This window comes from Companilactobacillus miaonis, from assembly GCF_036913615.1.
Taxonomy (GTDB): domain Bacteria; phylum Bacillota; class Bacilli; order Lactobacillales; family Lactobacillaceae; genus Companilactobacillus.
On record NZ_JAYKTX010000003.1, the window covers coordinates 173,740 to 185,069 of the forward strand.

Annotated in this window: 9 protein-coding genes; all 9 read left to right on the plus strand. The window is 36.7% G+C overall.

What is annotated here, in order from left to right:
* The first annotated feature begins 2 nt into the window (after nucleotides 1-2).
* The 9 genes from uppS to U8521_RS03785 all read left to right on the plus strand — a co-directional run bounded on the left by uppS (nucleotide 3) and on the right by U8521_RS03785 (nucleotide 11,322).
* A complete protein-coding gene (gene uppS, locus U8521_RS03745; protein WP_334351885.1) occupies nucleotides 3-746 on the plus strand; it encodes an undecaprenyl pyrophosphate synthase in 744 nt (247 codons plus the stop codon).
* Nucleotides 747-760: 14 nt separating this feature from the next.
* A complete protein-coding gene (locus U8521_RS03750) occupies nucleotides 761-1,555 on the plus strand; it encodes a phosphatidate cytidylyltransferase (RefSeq protein ID WP_334332936.1) in 795 nt (264 codons plus the stop codon).
* Nucleotides 1,556-1,574: 19 nt separating this feature from the next.
* A complete protein-coding gene (gene rseP / locus U8521_RS03755; RefSeq protein WP_334351886.1) occupies nucleotides 1,575-2,837 on the plus strand; it encodes an RIP metalloprotease RseP in 1,263 nt (420 codons plus the stop codon).
* A 12-nt stretch (nucleotides 2,838-2,849) separates the two neighbouring features.
* Nucleotides 2,850-4,556, plus strand: a complete 1,707-nt coding sequence (locus tag U8521_RS03760) for a proline--tRNA ligase (RefSeq protein WP_334332934.1) — start codon at nucleotides 2,850-2,852, stop codon at nucleotides 4,554-4,556.
* Nucleotides 4,557-4,593: 37 nt separating this feature from the next.
* Entirely contained in the window at nucleotides 4,594-8,898 is a 4,305-nt protein-coding gene (locus U8521_RS03765; protein WP_334351887.1) for a PolC-type DNA polymerase III, read from the plus strand.
* Between the two features lie 118 nt (nucleotides 8,899-9,016).
* The gene (gene rimP, locus U8521_RS03770; RefSeq protein ID WP_334333052.1) at nucleotides 9,017-9,490 is read left to right on the plus strand and encodes a ribosome maturation factor RimP; all 474 of its coding nucleotides are present in this window, start codon (nucleotides 9,017-9,019) and stop codon (nucleotides 9,488-9,490) included.
* A 10-nt stretch (nucleotides 9,491-9,500) separates the two neighbouring features.
* Entirely contained in the window at nucleotides 9,501-10,706 is a 1,206-nt protein-coding gene (gene nusA, locus U8521_RS03775) for a transcription termination factor NusA (RefSeq protein ID WP_334351888.1), read from the plus strand.
* 11 nt (nucleotides 10,707-10,717) lie between these two features.
* A complete protein-coding gene (rnpM, locus tag U8521_RS03780; RefSeq protein WP_334332931.1) occupies nucleotides 10,718-11,026 on the plus strand; it encodes an RNase P modulator RnpM in 309 nt (102 codons plus the stop codon).
* A complete protein-coding gene (locus tag U8521_RS03785) occupies nucleotides 11,026-11,322 on the plus strand; it encodes a L7Ae/L30e/S12e/Gadd45 family ribosomal protein (RefSeq protein ID WP_334351889.1) in 297 nt (98 codons plus the stop codon). Before rnpM ends, U8521_RS03785 begins: the two co-directional genes overlap by 1 nt.
* Nucleotides 11,323-11,330: the final 8 nt, after the last annotated feature.

Sequence of the window (11,330 nt, forward strand, 5' to 3'; positions counted from 1 at the left end):
TTATGACAGATGATAGTAAAAAACAATTAGATCCAAAGATATCAGTTCCAAAGCATATTGCCATCATTATGGACGGAAACGGCCGTTGGGCTAAAAGAAAGGGCCAACCAAGAATTGCCGGACATAAAGAAGGTATGAATAATGTCAAAACGATTGCTACTGCTGCCAGTCATTTAGGAGTTAAAGTTTTGAGTCTATATGCCTTTTCAACTGAAAATTGGAGTCGTCCAAGTAAAGAAGTCAATTTTCTAATGAAATTACCAGTCGACTTCTTTGGAACTTTTATGCCTGATTTAATTAAAGAGAACATTCAAGTGTTCGTGACTGGATTTACTGATCACTTGCCAGAAAAGACCAAAAAAGTAGTTTTAAAAGCAGTTGAGGATACCAAGGATAATACTGGGATGATCCTCAATTTTGCTTTTAACTATGGTGGTCGTGCTGAAATTGTCAATGCTGCTAAAAATTTGGCAATCGAAGCTGCAAGTGGTTCAATAGACCCAAGCAAGATAGATGATTCTGTATTCGCTGATCATTTATTAACTAGTCATTTGAAAGATTTGGCAGATCCAGACCTTTTGATTAGAACTAGTGGAGAAGAAAGAATCTCTAACTTTATGCTTTGGCAATTAGCATATACAGAAATGATTTTTGATGACAGTTATTGGCCAGATTTTACGGTCGATGATTTAATTAAAGACATTAAAGAGTTCGATCGCAGAGATCGGCGTTTCGGATCAGTTTAGTTTGGGGGAAAATTATGAAACAACGTGTCATTACTGCCGTTATTGCATTAGCAATCTTTATTCCCATATTGCTAGCGGGCGGAGTTTGGTTAGAGGTTGCAGCTGCAGCTTTAGCCGCAGTTGGTGTTTTTGAGATATACATTATGCGTAAGCGTATCATTGTCTCAGTAGATTTCTTAGTAACAATTTTAGGAACTCTGGCATTAGTTGTGCCTAATGGATTTTATGCTGGATGGTTGCCTAAGAGTTTTACACGATTAGATTTATTTTATGTTTTTGCTGTAATTTTGTTAGTTATTACTGTATTGACAAAGAATAAATTCAATTTCGAAGATGCTGGTGTCTCAGTAGTTTCAATGCTTTACATCGGTACTGGATTCCATTATTTAGCTGCTGTAAGAAATTCTCAACCCGGTCTTGGCTTATTGATGTACGCCTTGATCGTTGTTTGGTCAACTGATATTTTTGCTTATACTTTCGGTAGAAAAATTGGTAAACATAAACTTTGGCCAGCTATCAGTCCCAATAAAACTTGGGAAGGTACGGTTGCTGGAATCATTATGGCGCTCATTTTATCTGGAATTTACATGATTTTTGTTCCGCAAGAGTATTCAATCACAACAATGTTAATGATTGCCTTTGTCTTGTCGATCATGGGACAAATGGGTGATTTGATTGAATCAGCTTACAAGCGTTATTACAAAGTTAAAGATTCAGGAAATATTTTGCCAGGACATGGTGGAATTTTAGATCGATTCGATAGCATGTTGATCGTGTTACCGTTGTTACACATTTTTGGTTTAGTTTAAGCAACTTCTGGAGGTTAAAATGACCGCAATAATTACGTTTATTATCGTTTTTGGAATTTTGGTTATTGTTCATGAATTTGGACATTATTATGCAGCAAAAAAATCCGGTATTTTAGTTCGGGAATTTTCTGTTGGAATGGGTCCGAAAATTGTCGCTTATCGTAAAAACCATACGACGTATACCTTGAGACTGTTGCCCTTAGGTGGTTATGTTCGAATGGCCGGAGCGCAAGAAGATGATTCTGATATCCAACCAGGAACGATGGCATCTTTAGTTTTAAATGATCAAGATAAAGTAATCAAAATAATAACTTCCAGTAAGGTTTATGATGCAAATGCGGTCCCTGTTCAAATTTCTAAATCAGATCTAGTTGATGATTTAGTGATTGAAGGGTATGAAAATGGCGACGAATCTGTCGTTAAAAAGTATTCTGTAGATCATGATGCAACAATTGTTGAAGAAGACGGAACTGAAGTTCAAATTGCACCACGTGATGTGCAACTTCAGTCTGTTTCTGTATGGAAACGAATGATTACTAATTTTGCTGGACCGTTTAATAACTTTGTACTTGCTGTCGTAGCTGCTATCTTAGCGGCTTTTATGATGAATGGTGTAGCTACTAATCAGTTAGGGCATATTGAAAAAAATTCAGTTGCTCAAGCAGCGGGATTACAAGTTAATGACACTATTTTGAGTGTTAACGGTAAAAAAACAGGATCTTGGACAGCTTTGTCGACCAATATTCAAAATAATCCTGGTAAGAAAACTACTTTGCAAGTTAAATCTGGCAAAAGGGTCAAAACAGTTACTTTGACACCGAAGACGGTTAAATCACAAGGTCAAAAATATGGCTTGATCGGTATTATGCCAAAGCGTGATTCTAGTGTCATCGCAAAGATCAAGTATGGCTTTTCTTACAGTTGGGGTACGACAGTGATGGTCTTCCAGGCATTAGGAAAAATGGTTTCCGGAGGGTTCAATATCAATCAGTTATCGGGACCAGTCGGGATTTATTCGATGACGTCACAAGTAGCTTCACAAGGATTGATCAATATTATTTTATTTACATCAATGCTTTCAATGAACTTAGGAATTGTTAATTTAATTCCAATTCCAGCCTTAGATGGTGGAAAGATTTTATTAAATATCGTTGAAGCAATCAGAAGAAAGCCAATTCCAGAACAATACGAAACAGCCATCACGCTTGTCGGTGTCGGAATTTTGGTGCTTTTAATGATTGCTGTTACTTGGAATGATATTCAGCGTTTCTTTATAAAGTAGGGGGATAAGAACTTGAAACAATCAAAATTATATATTCCAACACTGAAGCAAACACCTTCAGATGCGGAAGCTGTCAGTCATCAATTGATGTTGAGAGCCGGATATGTTCGTCAAGTTTCAGCCGGTGTGTATAGTTATTTACCACTTGCTTGGTCAGTAATTCGTAAACTTGAAGATATTATTCGTAAGGAAATGGATAAAGTTGACGCAGCCGAAATGCAAATGCCTGCTATTTTGCCTGCTGATTTGTGGAAGGAAAGTGGCCGTTATGAAACATATGGCGACAATCTTTTCAAACTAAAGGATCGTCATGACAGAGAGTTCGTTTTAGGACCAACTCATGAAGAAACTTTTACAAGTGTCGTTAAAGAAAGTTTGAATAGTTACAAGAAATTACCTCTTGTTTTATATCAAATGCAAATGAAGTATCGTGATGAGGATCGCCCTCGTTACGGTTTACTGCGTGGTCGTGAATTCTTAATGCAAGATGCCTATTCATTCACAGCTAATAAAGATCAGTTAGATGTTATTTTTAATCAAATGGAACAAGCCTACCGTAATATTTTCGATGCTGCTGGACTTAACTATCGAGCTATTATTGGTGATGCTGGTGCCATGGGTGGAACTGATTCTAAAGAATTCTCCGCTATTGCTGATATCGGTGAAGATACTATCGCTTATTCAGATGACAGTGATTATTCAGCTAATTTGGAAATGGCCGCAAGTAAAATGGATGAAAATCTAGTTGAAGACAAAAAAGATGCTAAGGAAGTTGATACTCCTAATGTTCATACAATTTCCGCTTTGGCAGAACTTCTAAAAGTTGAACCAGCTAGAATCATGAAGGCCGTAGCTTACATGGCTGACGACGAACCAGTTTTAGTAATGATTCGTGGTGACTATGATGTCAATGACGTTAAGTTGAAGAACTATTTGGGTGTTGATTTCTTGCGTGAAGCTACACCTGAAGAAGTTACTGATGTATTTAAGAGTGTACCTGGCTTTATTGGTCCTAAGGGTATGGATGAAAAAGTTAAGGTTTTATATGATAGTTCATTAGTTGGTTTAATGAATTTTGTCGTTGGCTTGAACAAAGCTGATGTGCATTTGTTTAACGCTAACTTTGAAGATATTGTTGAAGAAACTCCTGAATTTCGAGACTTCCGTGTGATCAAGGAAGGTGAAACTTCACCAGATGGTCACGGTAAAATCAAGTTTACTCGTGGAATTGAAATTGGACATATCTTTAAATTAGGAACTAAATTCTCAAAGGCTTTAGGTGCTAATTTCTTAGATGAAAACGGAAAATCAAATCCATTGATTATGGGATGTTACGGTATTGGAATTTCTCGTTTATTGTCAGCTATAATTGAACAACACAACGATGAAAATGGAATTATTTGGCCAGTAGCTTTGGCACCATATCAAGTTCATGTCGTGCCAATTAAGTACAATAATGACGTTCAAGGCAAATTGAGTGACGAAATTGTTGAATTGTTGCAAAATGAAGGATATGATGTTTTACTTGATGATCGTAAGGAACGTCCAGGTGTTAAATTTGCCGATTCAGATTTAATTGGTTTACCAATTAGAATCACTGTAGGTAAAAAGGCAGCTGACGGAATTGTTGAACTAAAGATCAGAAGTACTGGTGAAACAATTGAAGTAAGTAAAGATGAATTAGTAAATTCAGTAAAAATATTGCTTAAGAATCAGTAATGAGGCTTAGGCCTTTTTTATTTTTGAAGGAAAGAATATGTCAGATACAAAACAACTTTTTCAAATTTTAGTTAAGCAAATCAAACTTGAAAGTCTTTTGACATCGCAAGATTCGTTTGCTGATGGAAAATTAAATAAGTTAGAAGTCCATAAAAATAGCAAAAGATGGACTTTCTTTTTTGAGTTCAAACAAGTTTTGCCTTTTAAAGAATTCATGACTTTTGTTCAAGCCTTGAAAGCTAGTTTTGAGGGAATAGCACAAGTCGATTTTGAAATCAAAACGACTCAATCTCGTTTGAATGAACAAGATATCAAAGATTATTGGAACTATGTTTTAAACGATTGTAACGTTCAATCACCAATGGTCTTGGATAAAATTAGCCAAACGCCACCACATATGGAAAATGACCAAGTCTTTTTAGATGTTTCAAATGGTTTCATGGCTGATGTAGTCAATGGTAAAGTCGTTGAAGGATTGCAATCAGAATACAGTAGTCTGGGCTTTCCTGACTTCAAGATCCGGACTAATATTGATGAAGTCAAGTACCAACAAAAAGCTGCTGCAGTAAAAAATATCAATGCCGAAAAGACTAAGCAATTTCAAGCTAAGGCTAAAGAGGTCAGTGAGAAAAAAGCTGCCAAACCAGCTGGAAATGTTTCTAAAGTTGGTCGTAAGATTCCTAACGATCAAGAAATTACGCAAATGGTTGACATTATTGAAGAAGATCGTAACAAAGTCGTTGAAGGCTACGTTTTTGATATTGATGTTCGTAAATTGAAGTCTGGTCGCTCCTTGTTGATTATGAAGGTGACAGATTATACTTCATCCTTTAGTATCAAGAAATTCTCCAATGGTGAAGATGATGAGAACTTCTTCGCTAGTTTAGATAAGGGGACTTGGATCAGGGTTCGTGGAAATGTTCAGGAAGATAATTTTTCTCGTGAATTAGTCATCATGGCTAACGATATTAATATCATTAAGCATGAAAGTCGCCAAGATACTGCCCCTGAAGATAACAAACGAATTGAGTTGCATGCTCATACGAATATGAGTCAGATGGATGCTATCCCTAGTGCAACTGATTTAATTAAGCGAGCAAGTTCTTGGGGTCAAACGGGAATTGCTATCACTGATCATCATGCACTACAAGCTTTTCCGGAAGCTTACAATGCCGGTAAGAAATTTGGCGTTAAGATTGCTTATGGTGTTGAAGTTGATTTAGTTGATGAAGGCAATCCAATTGCTTATAACTTGCGTGATCAGGATCTAAAAGGTAGCGAGTACGTCATTTTTGATACCGAAACTACGGGTCTTTCAGCAGTTTATGACTCTATCATTGAAATTGGGGCCACGAAAATGAAAGACGGTGAAGTGGTAGCCCGTTTTGATAAATTTATTAATCCAGGACACCCACTATCTGAAGTCACGACTAACTTAACCAGTATCACTGATGAGATGGTCAAAGATGCTGGAGATGAACAGACTGTCGTTGGTGAATTCATGGACGATTTCGTGGGCGATGCAATTTTGGTTGGTCACAATGTTACTTTTGATATGGGCTTTATGAATGCTGCCTTAACAAGGATGGGCCGTTCAAGATTATCAATGCCCGTAATCGATACCTTGGAAATGTCACGAACTTTGCATTCCGAATATCGCAATCATAAATTGGACTCATTGGCTAAGCGCTATAACATTGTTTTGGAACATCACCATCGTGCTGATTCTGATGCCGAAACAACTGGTTATTTGATGTACAAATTGTTTGAAGAATTGGAAGACAAATTTGGTACAACTAATGTTAATCAACTAAATGATCACATTGGTGGAGATGAAGCCTACAAACAAGCTCGTCCAAGTCACGCTATTTTACTAGCCAAGACTCAAGCTGGTTTAAAGAATATGTTTAAAATTGTTTCATATTCAATGACTCGTTATTTCTATCGAACAGCCCGAGTTCCTCGTCGTTTATTGAATAAGTATCGTGAAGGGATTATCGTTGGATCAGCTTGTGAAAATGGTGAAGTCTTCACTAGTATGATGCAAAAAGGTTATGACGATACTCGTGAGTTAGCGCAATATTATGACTATTTGGAAGTTATGCCTAAAACTCTGTATCAACATTTAATCGATATCAAAATCATTAAAGATGAAGCTGCTCTAGAACAGATTTTGAAAAATATCGTTAAATTAGGAAAAGAATTGAATAAACCAGTTGTAGCAACTGGGGATGTTCATTATCTTGATCCACATGATAAAATTTATCGTGATATTGTAATTAAAGCTGTTAAGAGTAACGCCTTAGCTCGTCGACCAGAATTGCCAGATGTTCAATTTAGAACTACTAATGAAATGTTTGATGAATTTAGTTTTATGGATCAGCAAACAGAACAAGAGATTATCGTTGATAATCCAAAGAAAATTATGGATTCAATCGATGAGATGTCACCCGTCAAGGATAAACTGTATACTCCAAAGATGGAGGGTGCCGAAGATGAAATTCGTAGTTTGACTATGAATAAAGCTCATGAATTGTACGGTGATCCGCTACCAGAACTTGTTCAAAAACGAATGGACCGAGAATTGAAGAGTATCATCGGTAATGGATTCTCAGTTATTTATTTGATTGCTCAACGGCTGGTTTATAAATCTAATAAAGATGGATATTTGGTTGGTTCCCGAGGTTCCGTTGGATCAAGTTTCGTTGCGACGATGACCGGAATTACCGAAGTTAATCCTTTGCCACCACATTATCGTTGCCCTAAGTGTAAATATTCTGAATTCTTTACTAAAGGTGAAGTAGGTTCTGGTTACGATTTGCCAGACAAAAAGTGTCCTAAGTGTGGGGCTGATCTGGCTAAAGATGGTCAGGATATTCCGTTTGAAACTTTCTTAGGTTTTAAAGGTGATAAAGTTCCTGATATTGATTTGAACTTCTCTGGTGATTATCAGCCAGTTGCCCATAACTATACCAAAGTATTGTTTGGGGAAGATCATGTTTTCCGTGCTGGTACTATTGGTACAATTGCTGATAGAACAGCGTTTGGTTACGTTAAAAATTATGAAGAATTAACTGGACAAAATTTCCGTAATGCGGAAGAAGAACGTCTAGCGATGGGTTCAACTGGTGTCAAGCGAACGACCGGACAACATCCGGCTGGTATTATCGTTGTACCTGACTATATGGATATTTTTGACTTTACTCCAATTCAATATCCGGCTGATGATCAAAGTGCTCTTTGGAAGACAACTCACTTTGATTTCCATTCGATTCATGATAATATCTTAAAACTTGATATCTTAGGACATGATGATCCGACGATGATTCGTATGCTACAAGATTTGTCTGGAATTGATCCTAAGAGTTTGCCAGTTAAAGATCCTGGAGTTATGCAGCTATTTAGTGGTACTGAATCGCTGAATGTTACACCGGAACAAATTTTTTCTAAGACTGGTACGCTAGGTGTGCCAGAATTTGGAACAAGATTTGTTCGTGGAATGTTAGAAAAGACTCATCCAACTACTTTTGCCGAATTGCTCCAGATCTCAGGTTTGTCTCACGGGACAGACGTTTGGTTAGGTAATGCGGAAGAATTGATTGATAAAGGGATTGTTACGCTAAAAGATGTTATCGGTTGTCGTGATAATATCATGATGGATTTGATTCACTACGGAATGGATTCACAAATGGCCTTTCAAATTATGGAGCATGTTAGAAAGGGTCGCGGTATTCCAGATGATTGGAAACAGGCTATGAAAGATGCTGATGTACCTGATTGGTATATTGATTCTTGTTTGAAAATTAAGTACATGTTCCCAAGGGCCCATGCGACAGCTTATATCATCATGGCACTTCGAATTGCCTACTTTAAAGTTCATTATCCACTTTATTATTATTGTGCTTACTTCTCAGTTCGTGCCGATGATTTTGATCTCGTAGCGATGACAACTGGAAAAGATGCTGTAAAGGCTTCAATGAAAGCTATCAATGATAAAGGAATGGACGCTTCAACAAAGGAAAAGAATTTGTTGACAGTTTTGGAACTAGCTAATGAATGTTTGGAACGTGGTTTTAAGATTAAGATGGTTGATTTAGAGAAATCAGATGCATTTGACTTTAAGATCATCGATGATAAAACACTTTTGGCTCCATTCAATGCTATTCCAGGCCTAGGTGACAATGTTGCTAAGCAGATTGTTGCAGCGCGTGAAGAACAACCTTTCTTATCTAAACAAGATTTAGGTACTCGTGGGAAAGTTTCTAAAACTATTATCGAATATATGACAGAAAATCATGTGTTAGATGGTATGCCTGACGAAAATCAGTTATCCTTGTTCTAGGTATGGTTGTTATAAGTTGCTTTAATAGTTAAAATATGTTAAATTAACTACTAGTTAATTACTGATTAATGAGTGAGCAGAAATGCTCACTCTTTTTATTGCCGATTACTTTGGAGGAATGTCCTTGGATACAAAAGTTGAAGAATTAAAAGCCATTTTACAACCAGTCTTAGATCAACATGGTTTCTTTTTAGTTGATCTTGAGTTTGTACATGAACGTGGAGACTGGTATTTAAGAGTTTATGCGGATAAGAAGGGCGGAATCAGCATTGATGATTGCGCGCTTATTAGTGAAGAATATGGTGAAAAGTTGGATGAATTGAACCCAATTGAACCAGCTTACTATTTGGAAGTTTCATCTCCAGGTGCAGAACGTCCCTTAAAAAATGACGAGTCTTTATCAAATTACGTTGACGACTACGTACACGCATCACTCTATCAAAAACAAGATGGTCAAAAAGCTTTTGAAGGAACATTATTAGAAGTAACAGATGCGAAGATAACTTTAAATGTAAAAGTTAAGAATTTAAAGAAACAAGTAGAGATTAGTCGTGACAACATCGCTAAGATCAGACTTGCAATCGAATTCTAAGGAGAAAATCATGAGTAAAGAAATGGTTGAAGCACTTGATGCACTTGAAAAAGAAAAAGGTATCAAGAAAGAATATGTTATTGAATCATTGGAAGCCGCTCTAGTAGCTGCTTATAAGAGAAATTATAACCAAGCTCAAAACGTTGATGTTGAATTTGACGCCAAAAAGGGTAATATACATGTTTATGCAGTTAAAGAAGTAGTTGAAGAAGTTGCTGATGAACGTTTGGAAGTTAGTTTAGAGGATGCTCAAAAGAAAAGTAAGGGCTACGAAATCGGTGATCACATCAAAGAAGAGGTCACACCAAAAGATTTCGGCCGGATTGCAGCTCAAACTGCTAAACAAGTTATCATGCAACGTGTTCGTGAGGCTGAACGAGACATCATCTATAATGAATATAGTCAATATGAACATGAAATTATTCAAGGAACAGTTGAACGTTCTGACAATCGTTATGTTTATATCAACTTTGGTAAAATCGAAGCGGTCATGTCAAAAAATGATCAGATGCCTGGCGAAGTTTACAATTCACGTGACAGAATCCGTGTATATGTAACAAAAGTTGAAAATGCTACTAAGGGTCCACAAGTCTTCGTTTCTAGAACTGATCCAGGTTTAGTTAAACGTTTATTTGAACAAGAGGTTCCCGAAATATATGATGGAACTGTAGAAATTGTTTCAATCGCTCGTGAAGCAGGAGATAGAACTAAGATTGCCGTTAAATCAGATAATCCTGATGTCGATCCCGTTGGTACATGTGTTGGTCCAAAGGGTGCGCGTGTTCAAGCAGTAGTAGATGAATTAAACGGCGAAAATATCGATGTTGTTCCATACGTTGATGATCCAGTTGATTTCATTGCTAATGCTTTGAATCCTGCTGAAGTAATTGCTGTTCAATTCGATGAAAATGATAAGAAACAATGTATTGTAATTGTGCCTGATTATCATTTATCATTAGCAATTGGTAAAAAAGGTCAAAACGCTCGTTTAGCAGCTAAGTTGACTGGCTATAAGATTGACATCAAACCAGAATCACAAGTTGAATTCGTTGATGACAATGATCAAGATGTTGATATTGAAGACGTCGAAAGTGGCAAAATCGATATAGATAAGACTAGAGAAAATGCTGCCAATGCAGATGATGCTCATAATCCCGCTGACGACATCCAAGACGATGACGACAATGGTGAAGACGATACAACATCACAAGAATAGGGGTGATAGATTTGGCAACTCATAAGATACCTATGCGTAAAGATATTTTAACGAATAAGATGTATCCAAAAAGAGAAATGGTTCGGATCGTTAAAGATAAAGAAGGTAACATTTCAATTGATCCAACTGGCAAGAAGCCCGGTCGTGGTGCTTATGTCGGTCTAGATCCTGAAGCCGTAAAAACTGCAAAATCTAAGAAATCACTTGAGAAAGTATTTTCTCATGCAGTACCAGAAAACTTTTATGATGAATTGTTTGAATTCGTTGATCATCAAAAAGCTAGAATGGATCTTTTTGGAGATCTAGGAAAGAAACATTAATGGAATCATTTTTAAATTTATTAGGCTTAGCTGTTCGGGCTGGCAAATATATTAGTGGAACAGATTTAACTCTTAATGGAGTGCGTTCTAGAAAAGTTAAACTGGTTATTATGGCTGAAGATTGCAGTCCTAGGACAAAAAAAGATTTGCACAATAAGGCAAACTATTATAATGTACCAGTGATAGACACGATAAGTAGTAATTCATTAAAAATGGCTATAGGAAAAGACAGAAAAGTTATGGGAATAACAGATTTTGGATTTGCTAAAAGGTTAGAAGAAATTATGGACAATTAAGGAGAGTG